The following is a 23,097-nucleotide window of genomic DNA, read 5'->3' as shown; positions in this document are numbered from 1 at the left end:
GTCTAAGGGGGATGTAGATGGAAAAAGAACTACACCGAGCCATCGATGAAATAACAGAAATTGCGGCCGGCTTTGGACTTGATTTTTATCCAATGCATTATGAAATTTGCCCAGCCGATATTATTTATACGATCGGGGCATATGGCATGCCTACACGATATACGCATTGGAGCTTTGGGAAACAGTTTTACAAAATGAAGCTTCAATATGATTTAGGTTTGAGTCAAATATACGAGCTTGTCATTAATTCCAATCCTTGTTATGCTTTTTTACTTGATACGAATTCGTTAATCCAAAACAAATTAATTATCGCCCATGTGTTAGCCCATTGTGATTTTTTCAAAAATAATATTCGATTTTCGAATACGAGACGAGATATGGTCGAAAGTATGTCCGCAACAGCAGATAGAATCGCCCAGTACGAACTACAGTATGGGAAAGAGGAGGTCGAGAAATTTTTAGATGCCGTATTATCCATCCAAGAGCATATCGACCCATCGATTTTAAGACCGAAGCAGTTAATTGAAAATTATGATTTAGAAGTAGAAGACGAAGAAGTAGCGGCTCAAAAAACATCGTATGATGACCTTTGGAATTTAGATAACGAAGCACCAAAAGAAGATGTACCGAAGCGAAAGCGAAAACCATTCCCGCCGAAGCCTGAAAAGGACTTATTGCTATTTATTGAACAATTTAGTCGGGAATTGGACGATTGGCAACGAGATATTTTAACGATGATGCGAGAAGAAATGCTGTATTTTTGGCCACAGTTAGAAACAAAAATTATGAATGAAGGTTGGGCATCTTTTTGGCATCAGCGTATACTGCGAGAGTTAGATTTAACAACAACTGAAACGATTGAATTTGCGAAATTAAATGCAGGTGTTGTGCAACCATCTAAGACAACAATCAACCCGTATTATTTAGGGCTGAAAATTTTTGAAGATATTGAGAACAGGTATAATCATCCGACAGAGGAAATGAAAAAGGCAGGGGTTTTGCCAAACTCGGGTCGAGAGAAAATTTTCGAGGTACGCGAAATTGAATCGGATATTTCCTTTATTCGCAACTATTTAAAAAAGGAGCTAGTAGAGCAAGAAGATCTTTATTTATTTGAGAAGAAGGGCAATGAATATCGAATTACAGATAAAGATTATGAAAATGTCCGCGATCAACTCGTTTCCATGCGCGTAAATGGTGGCTTCCCTTATATTGTGGTAGAGGATGGCGATTACAAGAGGAGTGGCGAACTCTATTTAAAGCACGGCTATGAAGGAACCGAGCTGGACCCAAAATATTTAGAGCACGTGTTACCTTATATTTATCAGCTATGGGGACGCCCTGTTCATTTAGAAACGTGTGTAGAAAATAAACAAACGATTTACTCCTATGACGGGAAGAAAAGTTCGCGTAGTGTAAAATAAGATAAACAAACGAAGAGGCGTCCAAGAAGTTATTCCTGAACGCCTCTCTTCTATTTATTGATCTTCGATAACGATATAAGTCATTTTCACTGGTCCGTGAACCCCTACTACAAGGATCATTTCGATATCTGCTGAATTACTTGGTCCTGTAATGAAATTCACACATGAAGCGACTTGCTCACCATTTTCAATTGCATCATGTATTTTTTTAGCAGCTTGTGTCATACGTGGTACGATTGTGCTTTTAGGTATGAGTATAATGGAGTTTTCAGGTAAGAAGCTAACAGAACGCCCGCGATGTTTCCCGCTATATAAAACGGCCGTACCCGATTCGGCAAGCGTCATTTCACTAATCGTCATGCCCACTTTTGCCTGCTCAGCCAATCGGATGTTGTCAACCCCAGCCTCTTCATGCCAATAATGAAGTTGAATGTTTTCACTTGGCCATTGTTTATCCATAAGTGTGTCTAGCCCAAATGTTTGAAAACGCTCATCTTGCCAAGCGACAACGGATCCTGCACCGTATGATTTGACAACATCGTTCACGACAGTAGGTAATGTATTGGAATGGGTCACGAGTATATTCGTATGAATGTTTTTACATTGTTCAATTAATACTTCTAACAGCTCATCTTGACTTAAGCCCGCTAGCACTTGATGTTGCGGTCCGTATTGCCATGTAGGTTTTGGGACAGTCGTTAAACGTTCACGCCCAAGTTTACTCGCAATGTTCGTTAAAAACTGATCGCGATTATGAATCGTTCCGTTCATGTTATTTGCCTCCTTTCGTGCGCTCTTTCATCCATTGACGGAAGTTTTCTTTATTCGGGGCAGGGAAGTCACGTTCCTCTGTCCAAGCTTTTAGTGGTCCTGGGCCGTTTGTAATTTTATCGCCTTTTGTGAAAGGAGACATCACGGGCTTCGCCATTTTATTTGCCAAGCCATATAATCCTGAAGATGCACTACCAAAACCAAATGCTTTCATTATCATTTTTTCCGAGAAAGGTGTTCGTCCTTCCTGTTCCACAATGACTTGACGGTGTTTATGGAGTAATTGATGGAGCGGAATTTTCACCGGGCAAGCGTCTGTACAAGCGCCACATAAGGTGGACGCATAAGGTAATTCTTTATAATCGTCATAGCCACCTAAAAGAGGAGAAAGTACTGCGCCTACTGGACCTGAATAAATCGAGCCATACGTATGCCCCCCAACGTGACGATACACAGGGCAAACATTGACACAGGCAGCACAGCGAATACATTGTAAAATCGGTTGGAACTCGCTACCTAAAATATCGGAGCGCCCATTATCGACAATGACTAAATGGAATTCTTCTGGTCCGTCTGAATCTCCTTCATCGCGTACACCAGTTAATGTTGTAATATAGCTTGTTAGCTTTTGTCCAACCGCACTTCGTGTCAGTAAGCTCACGAGCACTTCCATTTCTTGAAACGTTGGTACGATACGCTCCATTCCCATGACGGTAATTTGCGTTTTCGGTAAGGCAGCAACTAAATCTGCATTTCCTTCATTCGTTACAAGTGTAATGGAACCACTTTCGGCGATGGCAAAGTTACAGCCCGTAACGCCGATATCGGCTGTTAAATATTCTTGGCGTAATTTTTCTCGTGCATGAAGCGCCAGTTCTTCCGGCTTGGATGTTTTATCATAGCCTTGTTTCTCTTTAAATACATCGCGAATTTGTTCTTTATTTTTATGCAGTGCAGGTACAACGATATGGGAAGGTGGCTCATGATCATCCACCTGTAAAATATACTCACCAAGGTCTGTTTCAATCACTTCACAACCGATTGCCTCGAGCGCTGCATTCATATGAATTTCTTCTGTCACCATCGATTTGGATTTGACAATTTTCTTCGCTTGTTTCTCTTTCGCTACTTGTTGAATATAGTGAAATGCTTCTTCAGCGGTTTGCGCAAAAAATACATGACCACCACGTTTCGCGACATTTTCACTTAGCTGATATAAATAATAATCTAAATGATTGAGTACGTGCTGGCGAATTTCTTCACCGTGTGAACGCCATTCCTCCCAGTTTCCGAGGGTTTCTGCTGCTGCTAGACGCCGTGTTTGGAAACGTTCCTGTGCAGCTGATACCGCACCACGCATAAACGTATCAGATAAATTATCTGTCACACGTTCTTTAAATGGTTTATCACTCGTTTTCATCGACATTGCCAATCCCCCCTTAGCGATTATTTAATACTTCTGCAATATGCATTACTTTAATAGGTTTCCCTTCACGACCGATACGCCCACCGATATTCATCAGGCATCCTGCATCTGCCCCAATTAAATAATTCGCCCCTGTCGATTCGACATCTTGCACTTTCTCATCAACCATTTGTCCGGAAATGTTCCCCATTTTCACAGAAAATGTTCCGCCGAAGCCACAACAACGGTCCTTACCTGGTAACTCAACAAAAGTTAAGCCTTCCACATTTTTTAACAATGTCAACGGTGCATCTTTCACACCTAACAGTCTCGTCATATGACATGAGTAGTGATACGTTGCAGTACCGTTTAATCTCGCTCCGACATGTTCCACTTTTAAAATGTTAACGATAAAGTCCGTTAACTCATATGTTTTATTTGCAAGTGCTTGTGCTTTTGGTGCCCAAATCGGGTCTTCTTTAAAAATTTCTGGGTACTCTTTCAACATATAAGCACAGGAACCCGAAGGCGAAACGATATATTCCGCATGCTCAAATGCAGTCATCATTTTTTTCATCGCATTCTTCGTTTCTTCAACATAACCGCTATTGTATGATGGCTGCCCGCAACAAATTTGATTTTCTGGAAAATCAATGTCACACCCTAAACGTTCAAGCAATTCGACAGTTGCTTTTCCGACATTCCCTTGGAACATGTCGACTAAACATGTAGCAAAAAGAGTAACTTTCAAAGTTTCCACCCCTTATTATATTCGTATAATTCAACAGGTCATCTGATGACTTAAGTGTTTGATAAGTATATTACTACAGAAATCAACAAAAAAGAAAGCGCTTTAGGCGGAATTTTCAAAAAAATGAGCCATCCTACTTGTTGGACAGCTCATTCGGTGGTCGCAAACACTCCGTCTCACAAATGTTTTTAACCGTTCGTTGATTCGAAATATTGTATTAAAGTGGCACGAACATTTTCTAAATGTAAATCCATACATTGCTGTGCTAATAGTTCATTGCCTTCTTTAATAGCCACATAAATGCTCATATGTTCTTCAAATAGTTGCTCACTCGTTGTAATTTTGGAATATAGCCAAATGCGGCGAGTTTCACGCATCGCTTCAATCATCGTTTCAGACACTTGGTTGAGTAGATTGACGAGCATAGGGTTTTGAGATGCTTTTGCAATAGCGGAGTGGAATTGGAAATCTGTTTTTTCACCGAGTTCTTCATTACCGTGTGCATGTTTCATTTGTTCTAAAATGATTTCTAACGTAGTGAGATCTTCTTCAGTACGATTTTTAGCAGCATAGCCAGCCGTCCCTACTTCAAGGATTTTCCGCACTTCCAGTAAATGTTCGATGTTTTGTTTTGTTAATTGAGGGGCATATGGAAAAATAATTTCTTGCTTTGGTGTTTCTTTCACAAATGTGCCAGACCCTTGCTTCATTTCAATCAGTCCCATCGCTTTTAAAGCAGAAAGTGCTTCCCGAACAGCGGGTCGACTTACCTGTAATTGTTCTGCCAGTTGTTCAACGGAATCTAATCGATCCCCTGGCTTTAATTCGCCTGAACGAATAGAGTGTAGTAGCATGTCCGTTATTTCTTCGTAAATCTTTTTCGTTTTAATTTTTTTATAGGCCAAAGTTACACCTCTTTGTTATTGACATTGTTTTCATTATACATGAAGTTGCTTGTGAAATTTGAAAATAAAAATTTTGAGGAAGTTAGTAGTGTAAGCACAATCGGTTGTCATAAGTCAGCATTGTGAAAGAAATTTATGTAGAAGCGGTTAACTCCAATGCAACAGGAAAGAGGGGAGAATCCTGTGACGATTGCGATACACTTATATCAGCTATGAACATATGAAATTTAAGCAAAGTTACCTAGTATTATACTTTCGACTTTTTTATAAAAACCCTCTATACTGATAGCATTCGAATACTACAATATTGAAGGAGCATCTATGTCGAACTACACACATATTTTTCAAGGAACTGCTTTTTCGAGCAACTCTCCAAAGGAACTTCACATATTAGAAAATCATCTTTTTTGTATCAATGCAGAGGGCATGATTGAAAAGGTGGTTGCACCAGCAGATGAAGATTATGACACATTACTAAGTATGTATGAAGGGAAGGACAACTTCCATCGTTTAGAGGAAGGGCAGTACTTCCTTCCAGGATTTGTTGATTTACATGTGCACGCACCCCAATGGGCACAATCGGGAACAGCATTAGATATTCCGCTTTTCGATTGGCTAAACACTTATACATTCCCAATCGAATCGAAATTTTCAGATGTATCGTTTGCTAAGAAGGTATATGAGGATGTTGTCAGTACTTTATTAGCAAATGGTACAACAACGGCCCTTTATTTTGCGACAGTGCATAAGGAAGCCAGTATTTTGCTTGCTGAAATTTGTGCGAAAAAAGGACAACGGGGATTAGTCGGAAAAGTCGTGATGGACGATCCAGAACAGAATCCAGCCTATTATCGCGATGCTGATACGAAGACGGCGCTAGTAGATACAGAGGAATTTATCGTAGCGGTAAAGGAATTAGCGAAGTCCGTAAAGCAAGGTGTTTACCCTGTTGTGACACCGCGTTTTATCCCAAGTTGTACAAGTGAAGGGCTACAAGGCTTAGGGGAATTAGCGGCTAAGTACGATACGTATATTCAATCGCATTGTAGTGAAAGTGATTGGGCGCACCAGTATGTACAAGAGCGCTATGGTAAAAATGATGCCTTTGCCTTACATGATTTTGGGCTTTTACGTGAAAAATCAGTCATGGCGCATTGTAATTTCTTAGATGATGCCGATGCCGACTTATTTGCACAAACAGGAACGGCGATTAGTCATTGCCCAATTTCCAATGCGTATTTTGCCAATAGCGTCATTCCGCTTGCGCATTTCCATGAAAAAGGGGTTGAAATTGGTCTTGGCTCCGACATTTCAGGTGGTTTTTCTCCTAGTCTGTTTGATAATATTCGTCAAGCGGTCATGTCCTCTCGTATGTTAGAGGATGGGGTGAACCCAGCGCTTCCTGCAAATGAGCGCGGTGTACCGAATGCACGCATTACCGTAAATGAAGCCTTTTACTTCGCCACTGCTGGGGGAGGAGAGAGCTTAAGCTTACCAATCGGGCGCTTAGCTGAGAATTATACGTGGGATGTTCAAGTGATTGATACGACGATTCCGTCAGCTAGACTACCAATTTACGAGGCGAATGAGCCTTTACACGACATTTTCCAAAAAATGATGTATTTAGCCCGCCCAGAAAACATTCGTGAAGTATGGGTACAGGGAGAAAAGGTGCATTCACGTTAGTCGAAGGTTTATTAAAATAGTGTACATATTACATCCACTATGCTCCATGTAACCTTGCATCTAATTGAATAGCCAAATGGATTGCACATATGCAACAGAACCTTTACTATTTAGGTAAGAGCATTTTCCATTAAAGAAGGTTGTGACAGCTGCCACTGTCACAACCTAGTAGTGCCTAAAAGCGTATAAGGCAAATGCTTAGGTAAAAGGGTAATAGCTACTATTACTCTTTGCCTACTGCTAATAGACGTTTATGTGTTTCTTTTAACTCACCAGCAAGCTCTTCAATCTTCTTGAACGCTTCGCTGCGTTCTTGTTTTTGATGTTCGATTGCTTTTTTAGCTGTCGCTTCCCATTGCTCTTGTGAATTTTCAAGAAGATCTAAGATAGCATGGTTCGGTTTCCACGTGAAGGATTGTACCTTTTCGTTAATGTCCTGTAAACTGTCAAGCCAGTTTGTTACTTGATCTAATTGCTTATTTTTATTCATCTCATTTAAACTGACCTTTACTTTATCTTGCCATTCTTTCGAAGCTTTTTTCGATTCTTCCTCAATTGAATTTAATGTAGACACAGTAGATTTTAGCCATTCTTTTTGACTTTCGACTGCTTGTATAGCTTTCTTCTCTACTTCATCTTGAAATTGGTGAACTAATTTAAAGCTGTTTAACCATCCATCCCAAAGAGTATCCATACTTTTTAGTAATACATCATTGTTCATCATTGTGCCTCCTGTTAATTACCTTTTATTTTTTATAATGAATGCAACGAAGTGCATAACACCCAAAGATTATTGTTCATTTTTCGTTTGTCTAGCAGTTCTCGTATTTCTTCTTTTTCGAACAGTTGTATTTTGTTTAGTTGCATTCGTTTCTGGGATAGTAGTAGTCTGAGTAGTTTTTTTGGCTGCTGAAGCTGTTACGGTTTGTTGTTTTTCTTGAAGTGACTGACTTGGAGTATAAAAAGGATTGTATAGATTGAAAAAATTGTTCAATAACTTTTGGTACTGATTTAAAGAACCTGCCCACATATCTAAATATTGTTCGCCTGCTTCCGTAATGGAATAAATACGTTTTGCTGGCCCACTTGAATTTGTATCCCAAGCGGATGTGACAAGTGAATCTTTCTCAAGCTGCCTTAATAAACGATAAAAATTACCTTGATCTACAGAGCTGATGCCAAACGTCGTTAATTTTTCCATCAATTCATAGCCGTGCGAATTCCACTCACGAAGATGTAATAACATAATCGGAACTAAAAAATTTTTAGGTGCCCCAATATTCGGATTTTTTGCTTTGTCATTACTTTCCTCTGATTTCATGATTTATCACCACCTATAGTTAATTAGCTTATAAGTGTAATTTACACCTACACGAATATTTTGTCAACAATTAACATACATAAATTATTAGTACCAAAAATTACAATTGTGTTTTTGTGTAAAAATAATATTTTTGTCACAATAACATATTGAAAAAATTTACATATGTGGTAAATTTTAATTGTTGGGAAAATTCTAAAAATAGGAGAGGATTTATATTGACCAATAAAACTCCATTTGAAGCTTTCAATTTATGGAAAGATTTGTATGACAAAGCAGAAAGTTCTTGGCGTGATATTATTCAAGAGACGTTAGAACAAAAATCTTTTTCGGAAGTATTAGGGCAAGTACAAAGTCAATATTTACAGCAACAGGAATTTTTTAATGTCATTACAGAGTCTTACTTGAAGCAAATTAATGTCCCTACTCGTGAGGATGTGGCCAATACGGCATCATTAATTATCAATGTTGAAACGAAAGTTATTGATTTAGAAGATCAATTAGATAACGTAACAGAAAATACAACAAAAGAAATTGAGTCTTTAAAGCGAGCTGTCACGAAATTAGATAAAAAATTGGATACGGTCATTGAATTACTTTCTAAACCGAGCACCCCTCCTGCTTCGCCTCCGCGTAATTCAAATAGCTAAGTAAAATATATTTACAAAAAATCGAAGTAAATGATATTTCGAAAAAGCAAATGAATATTAAATTAAGAGGAGAGATTGTTAATGTCAGTATTATTACAAGAAAACCAAGTTGAGATTCAAAAACCATTACTAGGGAAAGTGGCGATTGTGACTGGCGCATCACGTGGTATCGGGGCAGAAATCGCAAAAACTTTAGCCAAAAACGGTGCAAAAGTAGTAGCGACTTATCAACAAGGGACAGAATGTATGCTTGAGGTAGTTCAGCAAATTGAAGAAAATGATGGGACAGTTTTAGCGGTTCAAGCGAATGTAGCCGTTCCAGAAGATACGCAAAAATTAATTGATGAAACAATCAAGCACTTCGGTAAAGTGGATATCTTGATTAATAATGCTGGTATTACGAAAGACCGTTCATTCCGTAAAATGAAAAAAGAAGATTGGGATCAAGTATTAGATGTCAATTTAACAGGGGTTTTCAATACAACAAAACAAGTGATTGAACATATGTTGGAACAAAAATTTGGGCGCATTATTAACATTAGTTCAATCGTTGGTCAGGCGGGGGCATTTGGTCAAACGAACTATGCTGCAACGAAAGCAGGCTTACTAGGTTTTACAAAATCTTTAGCTTTAGAAACAGCAAGCAAAGGGATTACTGTAAATGCCATTTGTCCAGGGTATATTGAAACAGAGATGGTTGCAGAGATGCCGGAAGATGTAAAACAATCAATCGTTTCAAAAGTGCCGATTCCACGATTAGGTCAACCAAGTGAAGTGGCAGAAGCCGTTCTATATTTAGTGCAAGCAAGCTTTGTAACCGGCCAAGCAATTAATGTTAATGGTGGATTATACATGTAAATTTTAGCGCGCCAATAGAAACCATTAACTAGGAGGAGTTCCATGATTAACTTAGATACAAAGCCATTTGAGGAATGGATGGATCGTTTTGCTTATTCCATCCCATTTTCAAGTGATATTGAACGATTCAAACGTGTAAGTGCAGTGCTTACGAAGGATGCTGATCCACAAGTTGGTCAAACACCAAAAGAAGTGGTGTGGACAAAAAATAAAGCGAAGCTATACCGCTTCCAGCCAAATGCGAAAAAAACAAATAAAGTGCCGATTTTAATGATTTATGCACTGATCAATAAACCGTATATTTTGGATCTTTATCCGGGTAACAGCCTCATTGAACATTTAACGGAGCAAGGTCATGATGTTTATTTACTAGATTGGGGTACAGCAGGTTACGAAGATCGTCATATGAAGTTAGATGATTATATCGTCGACTATATACCTCGAGCAGTGAAAAAAATATTGAAGATTTCCAATGCGAAAGAAATTACGATGTTTGGATACTGCATGGGCGGTACAATGACGGCTATTTTCACAGCCTTGTATAATGATATCCTGCCAATTCGTAATTTAGTATTAATGACAACGCCAATCGATTTTGAAGATGCCGGTTTATATACGAACTGGTTAGACAAAGATTATTTCCAATTAGATAAACTAGTTGATACATTAGGCAATATTCCATTTGAAATGATTGACTATGGAAATAAATTGCTAAGTCCAGTTTCTAATACATTAGGGACATATATCAATTTAGCGAATCGTGTGGATAATGAAGAGTCGGTTTTAAATTGGAAATTAATGCAAAAATGGTTGAATGATGGCGTGCCTTTCCCAGGTGAAGCATATAGACAATGGATTGGGGACTTTTATCAGGATAATAAATTAATGAATGATGAATTAGAAGTCCGTGGACAACAAGTAAAGCTAGCTAATATTAAAGCGAATCTATTGAATATTTGTGCTCTTCGTGACAATATCGTTTTACCACAACAAATTAAGCCACTGAATGATAAAGTATCAAGCAAAAATAAGACATTGCATGATGTGCAAACAGGTCACGTTTCTGTATGTACAGGTCGTCGTGCAGTAAATGAAATTTATCCTTATATTGAAAAATGGCTTAAGGAAAATTCACTTTAGTCGTTAAAAAAGAGAGCACTCAATCATTTTGTACGCCAAAATGATTGAGTGCTTCTTTTGTCTGTTTACGTATTTTTTTTTGAAAAAATCAAGGGTAGTAACAGGGGAGATTGCTATAGGAAAGCATCATACTACAAGTAAAGAGACGTTTATGCAGTCTATTTCACTTCCCACAACCCGTTTCCTGTAGTAATTCGCTGAACCCCTTCCTCACATACCCCGTAAGAGCGCCAAGAACATGTTTCACAAACGATGCCAATATCACTTGGGATGACATGTTGTTGGACGGAGGATTCAATGTCTTCCCAACTTACAATTTGTCCAATATGAAGACCGAGCTTTTCTAAAATGACAGCATCTCTATCATAAATATTGTCATCTTGACAATGATATTCGCCAGAGTTAGGATACTTTTCGCATAAATGATCAGGGCCTTTAACAAGCTGCACAAGTGTTTTTGGATTAGCTCTCAATGTTTGATGGATGCGCGTCATATTTTCTACGTATTCTTTAGAGTAGCCCATTCCTCGATACCCTAAAAGGCAAAAAAGGTGATGCCCGCGTAGTTTGTACATAATACTTTCCTCCGTATGTAATGATTTTATGTAAACATTATTGTGTTAGTAGTTAACTTATATTTTATCATACTACTCATAATGAGAAAATTCACAAATATATATTTCCATTTGAGTAACCATTGCTTTCCGCTGCGGCACTCGCTTTCCACGGGCGAGACCAAGCCTCCTCGTCGCTCATCCTTCGCTGCTCCTGTCGCTGCGCTTTCGTCGCAAATAAATTTCCTGCGGGGTCTTGAGGCCAACATGATGTTGGTCACAAAGGCGTTGTCACAGGACGTGACGGTTTTAGCCTTTGTTCTTCTATCGCTTTTCCCGTAGGAAGCTTTGCTCTGTAGCGAAAGGCGTATGCCGTCAGCTACACTCTCGTGCCTCCGCTACAAGCAACTATTGTTTCATAAATAATCGGTTGCTAAAAATAAAGAAAGCTGCTCATTCATTACGGTAGAGGCTGGGCAATTATACTTGCAAATAGAAAGAAATTGATTTCTTTTAGAGAAGAGAACTGGTTTTCTAGCATATCGAGAAGTATTCACTTTTGCCGTAGCGCGCCATAGCCACAGGAGCCAAGATTTTCTTTGCGACGAAAGCGCAGCGTCAGGAGCAGGAACAGGAGATCCAAACAGGCCGTGCCTGTTTTAGCTCCTGTGTAGGCTGTGGCAAAGCGCGGAGGCTATGATACATACCTTGTACTATTGACCTGGTATTTTTAGGATGAGTTTTTGCTCATTACGAGATACCTAGATAAGAGAACATAAATATCTATATGAAAAGGGAGAACTTATGCGATTACGACATGAATTGAAGTGGAGATACTTGTAACATATTTGAAAAGCCTTCTTGCTATTTCAACATTTGTGTAATAGAATGATGGTTAAATTCATAATAATTGAATAAATTGAAATTTTACTAGGGGATCCCTTGATAAGGGCTGAGAAGAAAGTAGTTACTTTTAAACCCTCACAACCTGATCAGATTTGTATCTGCGTAGGGAAGTAGAGTGATGTTGGGGTTTTTTGTGTACTTTTTTGTACATGGATCTTATTCAAACAGAACCACTTTCCTTTTCAGGAGAGTGGTTTTTTTTATTTGTAAAAATCGCCAAAAGGAGGGTGCATGTCTAACATGAAGCTGATGGCAGTAACGGATGATTCGCATACAGTGCTGGAACTGGCAAAGAAAATACTCCAAATTCAGCACAACGTCGACTTTATCCAAATACGAGAAAAGACAAAGACAGTAAAAGAAGTCATGACATTGCTTCACTATTTAGACGAGGGTGGTATTGAAAAAGGGAAGCTTATTTTAAATGATCGATTGGATGTTGCATTATGTAGTGGCATTCAAACGGTGCATTTGCCAGAAAAGGGGTTACCTGTACAAAAGGTGAAGGCGTTATTTCCACATATCAAGGTAGGGAAGTCTGTACATGATTATGAAGGCGCACAAGAGGCGGAGCGACAAGGGGCTGACTATGTGTTATATGGTCATTGCTTTGAAACGAATAGCAAAAAAGGAAAGGCTCCGCATGGTCTTGCCCCGATTCTTCAGATGAAAAAATATTTGAAGATTCCTGTCTTTGCAATTGGTGGGATTAAGTTAGACCAAGTACAGGCATTACAACATATACAAGCGGACGGCATTGCTGTGATGTCCGGTATTTTTTCGGCAGAAAATCCATTCGCTGCAGCAAGTCAATTCGATGAGGTGGTCAAATATGAAAACAAGCTATGAAGTAGCCGTCATTGGTGGCGGGATTATTGGAAGTGCCATTGCTTACTATTTAGCAAAAGAGCAAATCGACGTAGCGGTGTTTGAGGAAAGTCAAATCGGCGCAAAAGCGACAAGTGCAGCGGCAGGCATGCTCGGTGCTCATTCGGAGTGTGAAGGGGATGTCAATGTTTTTTTCCCTTTTGCAAGATATAGTCAGTCTCTTTATTCGAAGTTAAAAGAGGAATTATATGCGTTAAGTGGTATCGACTTGGGGTATAGAAAGGGCGGGATTTTAAAGCTTGCCTTTTCTGATCGTGACAAAAAAGAATTAGCGGCCATGTTAGCGCAACCTACTGTTACATGGCTTGAAGCAGAGGAAGTAAGAAAACTAGAACGAGATGTTTCCCCTCATATAGTAGGTGCAGCATATATCCAAGACGATATTAATGTGTTACCGATTGGTGTATGCCAGGCTTTTGCTAAAAGCGCTCAAGTTCTTGGAGCATCCATTTTTGACTATACAAAGGTGCTACACATCCAAAAACAGCATGACAATTTTCTAATTGAAACAACACGAGGACTTGTGGAAGCAAAGCGCGTTGTGATTGCCAGTGGTGCTTGGAGCACTACTTTCTTTAAGGAGCTAGGTTTACAGCATCAAATGACGCCAGTCAAAGGGGAGTGTATATCCGTTACGGATGAACAAGCTGTTTTAAAGCATACGATTTTCCATGATAAATACTATATTGTTCCAAGAAATAACGGAAAGCTTGTTATTGGCGCAACGATGAAAGAGAACGACTGGACAGAACAAGTAAGTTTAAATGGTATCGAAACATTAATTCAAAAAGCGAAAGAGCTATTGCCTACTAGTGCTCATATGAACATCGATGCTGTTTGGTCGGGATTACGACCACAAACGTTTGATCAAAAGCCATTCATCGGTCATCATCCAGAAGATGAATCCATTTTATTTGCAACAGGGCATTATCGCAATGGCATTTTGTTAGCTCCCGCAACAGGTGAGATGATTGCCAATCTCATTTTGAAAAGAGACGTGAAAAAAGAGTGGATAGAGGCATTTCGACTTGACCGCCAAAAGCCATTAACTGTTTAGGAGGTGATGAAAGCATGTTCATAATTGTAAATGGAAAACAAATTGAACTGCCAGAAACAGTTCAGACTGTTCAAGGATTGCTAGCTCATTACAATTTAGAAAATCGCATTGTTGTCGTAGAAGTAAATCAGGAAATTATCACAAAAGAAAATTATGAGACGACTAGCCTGTCACATGGCGATGTCGTAGAAATTGTTCATTTTGTTGGAGGAGGATGAAATATGTTAAAAATTGCAGATCGTACGTTTCAATCAAGACTTTTATTAGGAACTGGGAAATATCCATCATTTGAAGTACAGAAAAAAGCAGTAGAAGTATCACAATCAGAAATTTTAACGTTTGCTGTGAGAAGAATGAATATTTTTTCAGCGGAACAACCGAATTTTCTGGAGCAACTAGATTTAACGAAATACACGTTACTACCGAATACAGCAGGGGCTAAAACAGCGGAAGAAGCGGTGCGTATTGCCAAACTGGCGAAAGCTTCTGGGTTATGCGACATGATTAAAGTAGAAGTCATTGGCGATGATCGTACACTTTTACCAGACCCGATTGAAACATTAAAAGCGTCTGAAATGCTGCTTGCGGAAGGGTTTATCGTATTGCCGTATACATCGGATGACGTAGTGCTAGCGAAACGCCTTGAAAATCTGGGTGTCCATGCCATTATGCCAGGTGCCTCACCGATTGGATCTGGCAAAGGAATCATTAATCCTCTTAATTTGAAATTTATTATTGAACAGTCCGAAATTCCAGTTATTGTCGATGCAGGGATTGGTGCCCCTAAGGATGTTGCCTATGCAATGGAGCTAGGAGCCGATGCAGTGTTACTGAATACCGCCGTATCAGGTGCAAAAGATCCAGTGAAAATGGCAGAAGCAATGAAACTAGCCGTAGAAGCTGGCAGACTAGGATTTGAGGCAGGAAGAATCGAAGAAAAAGAATACGCTGTGGCAAGTAGCCCAACAACGGGAATGGTGACATCTTGAACAACCGCTATGCACGACAAGCATTATTTTTAGGGAAGCATGTGCAAGAACGTATGCAGCAGGCGAAGGTTCTCATTATTGGGGCAGGAGCACTTGGTTCGGCTAGCTCTGAAATGCTAGCGAGGGCTGGGATTGGGCAGATAACCATTGTCGACCGAGATTATGTGGAATGGAGCAATTTACAAAGGCAACAGCTCTATGTAGAGGAAGATGTTCAAAAGAAAGTGCCAAAAGCGATTGCTGCTAAAAAACGACTGGAGCAAATCAATAGTGAAATTGCTATTATAGGCATTGTTGAGGATGTACATGGGCTCAATATTGAAGAATTAATGAAAGATCATGCCATTGTCGTAGATGCAACAGATAATTTTGAAACGAGCTTAATCGTCAATGATGCAGCGATGAAGCAAGGAATTCCTTATATATTTGGTGCTTGTGTAGGGAGTTACGGGTTAACATTGCCGATTACTCCAGGAGCGACACCTTGTTTACATTGTTTACTCAATCATTTGCCAATAGATGCCATGACGTGTGATACGGTTGGTGTCATTAGCCCGATTGTGCAAGTAACAGCTGCCTATCAGGTGACACAAGTATTCAAATGGTTTGCTGGAAAAACAATGGTACCTATTGTACAATCCATCGATCTTTGGAAAGATGAACGAGCTGAAATCAATGTGCAAAAGCTAAAAAACCCTTCTTGTCCAAGTTGCGGAGAGCAGCCAACGTATCCTTTTTTACAATTTGAAAATCAAATGAAAACACATGTGCTGTGCGGGCGAGATGCTGTTCAACTCAGACCAGGCATTGCACAAACATACTCATTGGAAGAGATAGCGAACAACATAAACGATCAAGTTACAAACCTTGTGTTAAACCCGTATTTGCTATCGTGTCACTTTGAGGATTGTCGAATCGTCTTTTTTGCGGACGGGCGTGCCATTATCCATAGTGTCACGGACCCTAAAATAGCACGAGCGGTGTATAATCGATTTATGCAAATCGGGGTAAAATAATATAGTCATAGATAAACTTGTCGTATCGACTTCAAGATACGTGGTTTATCTATGACTTTTTGTTTAAAGTGTTTATACCATGTCCAGAGATACCTGATATGTGATGCGTACTATTGCTTGAGGGGGATGTTTTTGAAGGTCTCATTGTATGAAGTGCTCTGTTACCCAATGACTAAATGAAATCCAAAGCTGAGTAAATAGCCGATTAGCAGATAAGTTAGCACATTGATTTTCGATGTAGCTCGAATGTTATGTACAATAAATTCAGAAATACTAGTACTAGCGATTAACCCAATGGAAACGCCTATTAAGATCCCTTCAGATACATTACTGAGATTCGTATAATAACCAAGCCAGACAAACACACCAAAGAAAGCGGCAAATCCTGTGAAATAAAGAAGCAATCCGAGAAGTTTTTCCCCTTGTGAGAGCATAATCGTAGTGATGGCAAAGCCTTCAGGAAGATGATGTAGCACGATAGAAGCTGTAAGAGCAATCCCGAGTGTCGCATTACCAAGTAAATTGCCGATCGTGAGGCTAAGTGGAATCGTATGAATCAGTATAGCAATAGTGAGCAAGTAGACAGATTGTTTTTGCAAATTTGTCTGATAGAAAAAATGATGCAATATAAGAAATAGCAGATGCCCAATGAGAAAACCAAGTATAAGGCTTAACAGCTCATACATCTGTAAAGAACTAGGGATAATTTCGAGTAGAAGTAGTCCAATTAAAAACCCGCCACATAGTAGCGATAAATGATGTGTTGTCTGACGAAATAGCGCTGAAAAGAGCCAAGCAATGCCCCCACCAATACTGACACTTAAAAAAATAAAGCCACTCACAATCATGACATTCAATAGTATCCTTCTTTCTATCGAGAGTAATCGAAGACCGATTCTGTAAATTATATGTGCGGGAAATAGGTATATTCTTATGTGTCGTTCCTTGAAAACATATACTTTCCTATCCATCAAAAAGACCAGTACATTTACGCACTGGTCCAAAATTTTAAATCGTGAAATTTTGTATAGCTTTTGTAGTCGTGATGTTTTATTCACCTCTTAGCTTATAACGATGGATACCTGCTTTCATTTGTTCAGCTGTTTCGAGAAGCTGGTGAGCACGACTTGCTACTTCTTGCAGGGAGCTACTGGATTGTTCAGCAGAAGCAGCTGTTTCTTCAATACCTGCCGCCGCTTCTTCCGTGACAGCGGCAATTTCTTCAATTATTTTGCCGACATTTTCACTGTCTGCTGTTACTTGGTTGATACGGTAAGATGTATCTTGAATATTTTGTGTAACGAGATGAATGGCTTGGTTGATTTTATCAAAGGTTTCGCTTGTTACGCGCATCTGTTCAGAGCCTTTCTCAATCTCTGTATAGCCATTTTGAAGCGAGTCTGTGACAGTACGTGTTTCGAACTGAATTTTATCGATAATTTGAGTAATATTGACAACCGAATGAGAAACTTGCTCTGCTAATTTTTTTACTTCAGATGCCACCACAGCAAAGCCCTTTCCAGCTTTCCCAGCCCGAGCTGCCTCAATAGCAGCATTCAGTGCAAGTAAATTTGTTTGGGCTGAAATTTCTTCAATGACCGCAACGAGTTGATAAATTTCTTGTGATTGTTTTCCTAGTTCTTGTACGTTCACAAAAGATATTTTAAAGACATCATTAATCATTGCCATTTGAGAAAGCGACTGATTCATCAATTGTTGACCATGAGTTGTCATTTCAAGAATTTCATCCGATTGAATCGCCATTTTTTGTCCGTTGTCATTAATTTCATTGATGTTTTGTGTAAATGATTCAATCTTACTTACCATTTCACCTGATAGATTTGCTTGTGCCTCCGCACCTGTTGCGAGCTCATTCATAGTCATGGCAATCTGTTCAGACCCCTTACTCACTTCTGTTGTTGAGTATGAAATTTTGTGGCTACCTTGATATAGGTCATCAGCAGTCTGTTGAATTTGCTGCAGTAGTTTATTATTATTTTCGCTGACAGCATTGGTAGCATGCATTAGCACACCAATTTCATCTTTTAAGTTGACTGTAAGTGCTTGATCACTCAAATCTCCATCGGCAATTTTTTGGAGTCGGTGCATAACACGGTTAACGGGTTTGACAATGCTGTTTGTGACATAGAAGGCAATAACTAAGCCGATGATTATGATGGTGATAATGAAGATTACATTGACCAACATAATACTAGTACCTAATTTGCTAATTTCTTCTCCTTGGTTTTCCATTCTTACTTCGCGATTAGCGGTCATTTCATTGTAACCTGACATTAATTCGCGTGCATGTATTTGTGCCTCACCACTTAATAAGGAAATTGCTGCTTCTACATTTCCTTGATCGTATAAAGGAAATACTTGATTTTCGACTGTATTTTGCCACTGCTGGCCTAATTGAATAAGGTTTTTCACTTGCGTGGAATCTGAGTGTTCCATTAACTGTTTTTCTAACTCAATTGTTTGTTGGCTGTATTGTTCAAATTCTTCTTTATAGCTTACATCGCCTGTTAGTACATAACCACGCGCTAATGCAATTTTTTCTGCAATATTGAATGCCATTTTTTCGTCTAATACGAGCAAGTTCAATTCATCTTTAATAACTATGTCAGTTTTTTGATGGATGTACTTCATTGTTAAAATGAGATAGCTTGATAACATTAACATGAGCAATAAAACAACACCAAAACCTGCTAAAATTTTTTGTCTTACTGATTTTAATTGAGTAATACGCATGATAAGCTCCCCTTAAAACTTCCATAAATGACTAATTGTTTATATATCTATACCTACTATTTTATTATAATGCTAATTTAATATTTTTAAATTAGAATAATGTATTTTTTTCCTATTGAAGAAAAAAATGTGCGAAAAAAGTCACAAGATAATGTTGTTGTATAGTATAACGTGATTAGTAAGTACGTTCCCTCACAACATTGCATACGATAATGAGAGAAATGTACGAAAGGGTGGAACAAAATGTACTATGCACCTTGGATGTATTCATATCCAGCTTCTCCTTACATGTCTATGCCGATGTGTAATTGTATGGGACAGCTGAATTATGGGATGACAATGAATGGTACGTACCCATTTGGATTTGACTCATCTACAATGGAAAGAAGTCATATGGAGTTAAAAGATTACGGACCGAACCCGTTTGTCATTAATATACATGAAGCAACAGAACAGAATAACACGTACCGAACGGCTTTATGGACAGGAAAGCATTTGCAAGTGACATTGATGAGCCTTCAACCGGGAGAAGATATTGGATTAGAAATACATCCTCAACTTGACCAATTTATACGGATTGAACAAGGGCAAGGGATTACTCAAATGGGGAAAACAAGAGAACAGTTAAAATTTGTAAGGACTGTACAGGATGATGATGCCATTATTATCCCAGCTGGCACATGGCATAACTTGACGAATACAGGGAATATCCCGCTCAAGCTTTACTCAATTTATGCCCCTCTACAACATCCATTTGGCACGGTACATGTAACGAAAGAAGATGCAATGCGTGCAGACAGACATCATTAAGACCGTTATATCGTGCACGTTCACGACCTAATTCATATGAATGAGTTGGGTTTTTTTATTGTTAAGGAAATTATAAAATGTCGCATGGTGGATAACGGTTGTGGAAAAGAGCATCTACGTCTAGGCGAAAGTGCCATCCCCTCGCGACGCTTTGACTCCCTCCTACATGTAGCAAGCACACTTGTCGGGATTCTCCAGCGCGTGTCGGGGATGAGCAGGCGTTTTAGCGCTTTTGTTCTTTAGTTTTATACGCTAAGGATTTTAAATTTTGAATAGTCTGTATATTTAGTATATGATTATGAAAGAAATTGGCTAATTTAATAGAGTAATAATCGGATTGAAAAATAAGGAGTGTTCTAGGTGAAAGCAGTTGTGCATGAAAAGACAATAGGCTTTGAAGGTCTTACATATCGAGAGATAGAAAAAGTACAGCCAAAAGCAGGGGAGGTGCGAGTAAAACTTAAAGCAGCGGGACTTAATCATCGTGATCTATTTGTCCTTAACCGTCATCAACCGACGGATCCCGCTCTTATTATCGGGTCAGATGGTGCAGGAATCATTGATGCGATTGGTGAAGGGGTATCCGATGTTCAAATGGGTGATGAAGTTGTCATTAATCCAGGACTTGGCTGGAAAGAAAAGAGTGATGCGCCACCTGAAGGATTTGAAATTCTCGGTCTACCGTTTCATGGGACGTTTGCGGAATATGTTGTCATTCCTGCTGAAAATGCAGTACCAAAGCCGAAGCATTTAACATGGGAAGAAGCGGGTGTATTATCTCTCGCAGCACTTACAGCTTACCGAGCATTATTTACGAGAGGACGTGTACAGCCAGGCATGAAGGTACTCATTCCTGGTATCGGTAGTGGTGTCGCGACATTTTTATTACAATTTGCGAAAGCAGCTGGGGCTATTGTGTATGTAACATCGCGCTCAGAAGAGAAGTGTAAAAAGGCGTTAGAAATGGGTGCTGATCAGGCAATTGATAGCAACTCAGATTGGAACGAGGCATTCAGTGGAGAAAAGGTAGACCTTGTCATTGAATGTGTAGGCGCGGCGACGTTTAATAAGTCACTAGAGCAGCTTCGCCCAGGTGGGACAATCGTCACTTTTGGGGCTTCAGCAGGGGATGTGGTGCCACTCGATCTTCGCACATTCTTCTATGGTCAATTTAGCCTTTTAGGTTCAACAATGGGTAGTGCAGAAGAATTTCGTGACATGCTGCAATTTATAAAGCAGCACGGAATCACACCAATTGTCGATGCCATGTATCCTTTGGAGCAGTTTGAACAAGCATTTAAGCGATTAGAAAATGCACAGCAATTAGGGAAAATCGGGTTTGTCATTGATTAAAGGGGTAACTAGGAAAAACTAAAGATTTTCTATACATAGGGGGGAGAAACATGGAAGAAAAAGTGATTAAAGCGATTCAAGATGATTATCCAGATGATTTTGCTGGGTGCTATGGGTGTGGACGATTAAACGAACAGGGGCATCATCTTCGTACAGGCTGGCTTGGCGAGAAAACGATTACGATTTACACACCACGACCAGAGTATACAGGGGGAATTCCTGGGTTTGTGTATGGTGGGGCGCTTGCATCGTTTATCGATTGCCATAGTGCCGGTTCAGCCTCTTTGTATTTGCATCGTCAAAATGGACATGAAATAGGTGACGGGGTGAACCCACCACGCTTTGTAACAAGCTCGTTGCAAGTAAATTATAAACAACCAACCCCAATGGGCGGGCCGTTAAAGGCAATCGGTACAATAGAAGAAATCCATCCGAAAAAGTATAAAGTGTACACTGAAGTATTCGCGGATAATCAACTCGTTGTAACAGGAGAAGTAATCGTTGTGTTAATGCCTAAAACATTTCGGAAGGAAGAATAAAAACTAAAAACATTACCATTATTTCACTCGTATCATAACTACTGTAGCCCGAAAATGCGATAAAGCTTTTCGGGCTTTCTTCATATAGAATAGTTACAATCATCTTAAATGACGGAAACTAGTGAACATAATGATGACTAACATGGCTAACAATATGAATGAAGGGAAGTAACATATTAATCATTTTTAGTAAGAGAAATCGAAATATATTAAAAAGAGGGATCAAATGAGTAAAAATCCACATTATTTTTGGGCCGTGCCATTACCAGATAAGATGAAGAAAATCATTCATGCGGAGATGCTACATGTAAAACATATTTTTCAGTTTAACCGCTGGGTACATATGGATGATTATCATATTACTTTAGTTTTTCTCGGTGCTGTAGAAGAGCAAAAACTGCAAACAGTGATTGATTTAGTAGGTGAAGCTATAACGGAAGGACAAAGCTTTTCTTTGCAAATTACAGGGCTGAATATTTTCGGCAATGAGCAAACACCGCGCATTTTTTGGGGAGCAGTAAACGAGGAACATGCATTATTTCAACTGCAAGCCATTGTGCAGCAACAATGTTTAGATGCTGGATTTACGTTAGATACACGTCCGTATCATCCTCATATTACATTCGCACGGAAATGGTCTAGTGCTGAAAGGTTCGATCAGGAGCTATTAACAAAGTATAATCCCTTTCAAGCTAAGCCATTATCTTTTCATGTAGAAGAAATCGTATTGTATAAAACAAATATGGAACAAATCCCTAAATATGAGCCAGTTATAAGAATCTCCATTAAATAAAAGGTTGGTTTAACGTGAGAATTTGTTCGTATCTTAAGAAACATATTGAATGATAAAATAGTTAAATTAAGGAATAAATTGACTAAGTAAATATGTTATGGTAATTTAAGGGTAATGATAGGTGGATCTATTAAACAATAGAGATGCAAAATTACAGATCTAAGGCGTTAGATGCTAGTATGACTGAACTGTAAAAGTAGATTAGTAATAGTCAGTGATACATCTGTTGATTAGTGAAAAAAGTATGCTATTTTATTTACGGATAAAGGCCGCTTCCTCTTTTAGAAGATGACTAAAATCTACATAGCAAATTGATTGTTCACCCATTCCACAAACTAAAAAATGGATAATCGACATCTATGCTGAAGTTATTATAATTTTCCTGTTAGCCTATTGTTTAAATAGGCTCAGACTGTAGACAAACTCGAAAATTTCGAGTTTGTCTACAGTCTTTTTTCTTTATAAAATAAAATTAAAAGATATTCTTGAAAATAAAATTAGCACTTACTACTAGAGGTGATAGATAT

Annotated in this window: 23 protein-coding genes and 1 riboswitch; of the genes, 14 read left to right on the top strand and 9 right to left on the bottom strand. The window is 38.9% G+C overall.

The features are described 5' to 3' along the window. Window positions 1-17: 17 nt before the first annotated feature. Window positions 18-1,424, top strand: coding sequence for a SpoVR family protein (locus tag AAGS61_RS17065; RefSeq protein WP_391374614.1), 1,407 nt, complete (start codon window positions 18-20; stop codon window positions 1,422-1,424). Between the two features lie 54 nt (window positions 1,425-1,478). Here AAGS61_RS17065 and AAGS61_RS17060 read toward each other — a convergent pair whose 3' ends face one another. From AAGS61_RS17060 to AAGS61_RS17045, 4 genes are all read right to left on the bottom strand, one after another. Next, window positions 1,479-2,195 carry a LutC/YkgG family protein gene (locus AAGS61_RS17060; RefSeq protein WP_391374611.1) on the bottom strand — a complete coding sequence of 239 codons (717 nt, stop codon included), beginning with the start codon at window positions 2,193-2,195 and terminating at the stop codon, window positions 1,479-1,481. A gap of 1 nt (window position 2,196) precedes the next feature. Further along, window positions 2,197-3,621: a LutB/LldF family L-lactate oxidation iron-sulfur protein gene (locus AAGS61_RS17055; protein WP_391374609.1), complete on the bottom strand. Its 1,425-nt coding sequence runs from the start codon at window positions 3,619-3,621 to the stop codon at window positions 2,197-2,199. A gap of 13 nt (window positions 3,622-3,634) precedes the next feature. Next, window positions 3,635-4,351 carry a (Fe-S)-binding protein gene (locus tag AAGS61_RS17050; protein WP_391374606.1) on the bottom strand — a complete coding sequence of 239 codons (717 nt, stop codon included), beginning with the start codon at window positions 4,349-4,351 and terminating at the stop codon, window positions 3,635-3,637. Between the two features lie 188 nt (window positions 4,352-4,539). After that, window positions 4,540-5,256: a FadR/GntR family transcriptional regulator gene (locus tag AAGS61_RS17045; protein ID WP_391374604.1), complete on the bottom strand. Its 717-nt coding sequence runs from the start codon at window positions 5,254-5,256 to the stop codon at window positions 4,540-4,542. 321 nt (window positions 5,257-5,577) lie between these two features. Between AAGS61_RS17045 and guaD the strand changes: the two genes are divergently transcribed. After that, window positions 5,578-6,942, top strand: coding sequence for a guanine deaminase (gene guaD / locus AAGS61_RS17040; RefSeq protein WP_391374602.1), 1,365 nt, complete (start codon window positions 5,578-5,580; stop codon window positions 6,940-6,942). Window positions 6,943-7,165: 223 nt separating this feature from the next. On the opposite strand, the gene AAGS61_RS17035 is transcribed toward guaD, so the two are convergent. Then, complete coding sequence (locus AAGS61_RS17035; RefSeq protein WP_391374599.1) at window positions 7,166-7,663, bottom strand: hypothetical protein; 498 nt, start codon at window positions 7,661-7,663, stop codon at window positions 7,166-7,168. A 69-nt stretch (window positions 7,664-7,732) separates the two neighbouring features. Further along, window positions 7,733-8,263: a poly-beta-hydroxybutyrate-responsive repressor gene (gene phaQ / locus AAGS61_RS17030; RefSeq protein WP_391374596.1), complete on the bottom strand. Its 531-nt coding sequence runs from the start codon at window positions 8,261-8,263 to the stop codon at window positions 7,733-7,735. A 218-nt stretch (window positions 8,264-8,481) separates the two neighbouring features. On the opposite strand from phaQ, the gene AAGS61_RS17025 reads away from it, so the two are divergent. The 3 genes from AAGS61_RS17025 (at window position 8,482) to phaC (ending at window position 10,911) form a co-directional block, all read left to right on the top strand. Beyond that, window positions 8,482-8,913 (top strand): polyhydroxyalkanoate biosynthesis repressor PhaR, encoded by a 432-nt coding sequence (locus AAGS61_RS17025; RefSeq protein WP_391374593.1) that lies wholly within the window; start codon window positions 8,482-8,484, stop codon window positions 8,911-8,913. A gap of 81 nt (window positions 8,914-8,994) precedes the next feature. Then, window positions 8,995-9,771, top strand: a complete 777-nt coding sequence (gene fabG / locus AAGS61_RS17020) for a 3-oxoacyl-[acyl-carrier-protein] reductase (RefSeq protein ID WP_391374590.1) — start codon at window positions 8,995-8,997, stop codon at window positions 9,769-9,771. A gap of 42 nt (window positions 9,772-9,813) precedes the next feature. Continuing rightward, window positions 9,814-10,911 carry a class III poly(R)-hydroxyalkanoic acid synthase subunit PhaC gene (gene phaC, locus AAGS61_RS17015; protein ID WP_391374588.1) on the top strand — a complete coding sequence of 366 codons (1,098 nt, stop codon included), beginning with the start codon at window positions 9,814-9,816 and terminating at the stop codon, window positions 10,909-10,911. Window positions 10,912-11,069: 158 nt separating this feature from the next. Here the strand turns inward: phaC and AAGS61_RS17010 are convergent, their stop codons facing one another. Then, on the bottom strand, window positions 11,070-11,486 hold the full coding sequence (locus tag AAGS61_RS17010) for a DUF1284 domain-containing protein (protein ID WP_391374585.1): 417 nt from the start codon (window positions 11,484-11,486) through the stop codon (window positions 11,070-11,072). A 901-nt stretch (window positions 11,487-12,387) separates the two neighbouring features. Beyond that, window positions 12,388-12,497, top strand: a riboswitch (TPP riboswitch). 105 nt (window positions 12,498-12,602) lie between these two features. Between AAGS61_RS17010 and AAGS61_RS17005 the strand changes: the two genes are divergently transcribed. The 5 genes from AAGS61_RS17005 to AAGS61_RS16985 are packed head-to-tail and all read left to right on the top strand — an operon-like array spanning window position 12,603 to window position 16,321. Then, on the top strand, window positions 12,603-13,220 hold the full coding sequence (locus AAGS61_RS17005) for a thiamine phosphate synthase (protein WP_391374582.1): 618 nt from the start codon (window positions 12,603-12,605) through the stop codon (window positions 13,218-13,220). Further along, the gene (thiO, locus tag AAGS61_RS17000; protein ID WP_391374579.1) at window positions 13,204-14,316 is read left to right on the top strand and encodes a glycine oxidase ThiO; all 1,113 of its coding nucleotides are present in this window, start codon (window positions 13,204-13,206) and stop codon (window positions 14,314-14,316) included. The genes AAGS61_RS17005 and thiO overlap by 17 nt, the downstream gene beginning before the upstream one ends. 14 nt (window positions 14,317-14,330) lie before the next feature. Beyond that, entirely contained in the window at window positions 14,331-14,534 is a 204-nt protein-coding gene (thiS, locus tag AAGS61_RS16995) for a sulfur carrier protein ThiS (RefSeq protein WP_391374576.1), read from the top strand. Window positions 14,535-14,537: 3 nt separating this feature from the next. After that, window positions 14,538-15,305 (top strand): thiazole synthase, encoded by a 768-nt coding sequence (locus tag AAGS61_RS16990; protein WP_391374574.1) that lies wholly within the window; start codon window positions 14,538-14,540, stop codon window positions 15,303-15,305. Beyond that, window positions 15,302-16,321: a ThiF family adenylyltransferase gene (locus AAGS61_RS16985; RefSeq protein ID WP_391374571.1), complete on the top strand. Its 1,020-nt coding sequence runs from the start codon at window positions 15,302-15,304 to the stop codon at window positions 16,319-16,321. The genes AAGS61_RS16990 and AAGS61_RS16985 overlap by 4 nt, the downstream gene beginning before the upstream one ends. 161 nt (window positions 16,322-16,482) lie before the next feature. Here the strand turns inward: AAGS61_RS16985 and AAGS61_RS16980 are convergent, their stop codons facing one another. Both AAGS61_RS16980 and AAGS61_RS16975 read right to left on the bottom strand, forming a co-directional pair. After that, entirely contained in the window at window positions 16,483-17,169 is a 687-nt protein-coding gene (locus AAGS61_RS16980; protein WP_391374815.1) for a zinc transporter family protein, read from the bottom strand. A gap of 202 nt (window positions 17,170-17,371) precedes the next feature. Beyond that, a complete protein-coding gene (locus tag AAGS61_RS16975) occupies window positions 17,372-19,075 on the bottom strand; it encodes a methyl-accepting chemotaxis protein (RefSeq protein WP_391374569.1) in 1,704 nt (567 codons plus the stop codon). Between the two features lie 243 nt (window positions 19,076-19,318). Here AAGS61_RS16975 and AAGS61_RS16970 point away from each other — a divergent pair, with 243 nt between their 5' ends. The 4 genes from AAGS61_RS16970 to thpR all read left to right on the top strand — a co-directional run bounded on the left by AAGS61_RS16970 (window position 19,319) and on the right by thpR (window position 22,570). Next, entirely contained in the window at window positions 19,319-19,885 is a 567-nt protein-coding gene (locus AAGS61_RS16970; RefSeq protein ID WP_391374566.1) for a cupin domain-containing protein, read from the top strand. Between the two features lie 360 nt (window positions 19,886-20,245). Next, the gene (locus AAGS61_RS16965) at window positions 20,246-21,238 is read left to right on the top strand and encodes a zinc-binding dehydrogenase (RefSeq protein ID WP_391374563.1); all 993 of its coding nucleotides are present in this window, start codon (window positions 20,246-20,248) and stop codon (window positions 21,236-21,238) included. Between the two features lie 50 nt (window positions 21,239-21,288). Next, entirely contained in the window at window positions 21,289-21,777 is a 489-nt protein-coding gene (locus AAGS61_RS16960) for a PaaI family thioesterase (RefSeq protein ID WP_391374560.1), read from the top strand. A 226-nt stretch (window positions 21,778-22,003) separates the two neighbouring features. Next, window positions 22,004-22,570, top strand: a complete 567-nt coding sequence (gene thpR / locus AAGS61_RS16955) for an RNA 2',3'-cyclic phosphodiesterase (protein WP_391374557.1) — start codon at window positions 22,004-22,006, stop codon at window positions 22,568-22,570. The last annotated feature ends 527 nt before the right edge of the window (window positions 22,571-23,097 follow it).

This window comes from Lysinibacillus sp. KU-BSD001 (assembly GCF_042920265.1).
In the GTDB taxonomy this organism is placed as follows: Bacteria; Bacillota; Bacilli; order Bacillales_A; family Planococcaceae; genus Lysinibacillus_B.
This window is presented reverse-complemented; position numbering and strand designations above follow the sequence as displayed.

Coding starts and splice junctions, on each gene's coding strand:
- AAGS61_RS17065 (WP_391374614.1), top strand. CDS start 18: ATGGAAAAAGAACTACACCGAGCCATCGATGAAATAACAGAAATTGCG.
- AAGS61_RS17060 (WP_391374611.1), bottom strand. CDS start 2,195: ATGAACGGAACGATTCATAATCGCGATCAGTTTTTAACGAACATTGCG.
- AAGS61_RS17055 (WP_391374609.1), bottom strand. CDS start 3,621: ATGTCGATGAAAACGAGTGATAAACCATTTAAAGAACGTGTGACAGAT.
- guaD (WP_391374602.1), top strand. CDS start 5,578: ATGTCGAACTACACACATATTTTTCAAGGAACTGCTTTTTCGAGCAAC.
- AAGS61_RS17035 (WP_391374599.1), bottom strand. CDS start 7,663: ATGAACAATGATGTATTACTAAAAAGTATGGATACTCTTTGGGATGGA.
- phaQ (WP_391374596.1), bottom strand. CDS start 8,263: ATGAAATCAGAGGAAAGTAATGACAAAGCAAAAAATCCGAATATTGGG.
- fabG (WP_391374590.1), top strand. CDS start 8,995: ATGTCAGTATTATTACAAGAAAACCAAGTTGAGATTCAAAAACCATTA.
- phaC (WP_391374588.1), top strand. CDS start 9,814: ATGATTAACTTAGATACAAAGCCATTTGAGGAATGGATGGATCGTTTT.
- AAGS61_RS17010 (WP_391374585.1), bottom strand. CDS start 11,486: ATGTACAAACTACGCGGGCATCACCTTTTTTGCCTTTTAGGGTATCGA.
- AAGS61_RS17005 (WP_391374582.1), top strand. CDS start 12,603: ATGTCTAACATGAAGCTGATGGCAGTAACGGATGATTCGCATACAGTG.
- thiO (WP_391374579.1), top strand. CDS start 13,204: ATGAAAACAAGCTATGAAGTAGCCGTCATTGGTGGCGGGATTATTGGA.
- thiS (WP_391374576.1), top strand. CDS start 14,331: ATGTTCATAATTGTAAATGGAAAACAAATTGAACTGCCAGAAACAGTT.
- AAGS61_RS16990 (WP_391374574.1), top strand. CDS start 14,538: ATGTTAAAAATTGCAGATCGTACGTTTCAATCAAGACTTTTATTAGGA.
- AAGS61_RS16980 (WP_391374815.1), bottom strand. CDS start 17,169: ATGATTGTGAGTGGCTTTATTTTTTTAAGTGTCAGTATTGGTGGGGGC.
- AAGS61_RS16975 (WP_391374569.1), bottom strand. CDS start 19,075: ATGCGTATTACTCAATTAAAATCAGTAAGACAAAAAATTTTAGCAGGT.
- AAGS61_RS16970 (WP_391374566.1), top strand. CDS start 19,319: ATGTACTATGCACCTTGGATGTATTCATATCCAGCTTCTCCTTACATG.
- AAGS61_RS16960 (WP_391374560.1), top strand. CDS start 21,289: ATGGAAGAAAAAGTGATTAAAGCGATTCAAGATGATTATCCAGATGAT.
- thpR (WP_391374557.1), top strand. CDS start 22,004: ATGAGTAAAAATCCACATTATTTTTGGGCCGTGCCATTACCAGATAAG.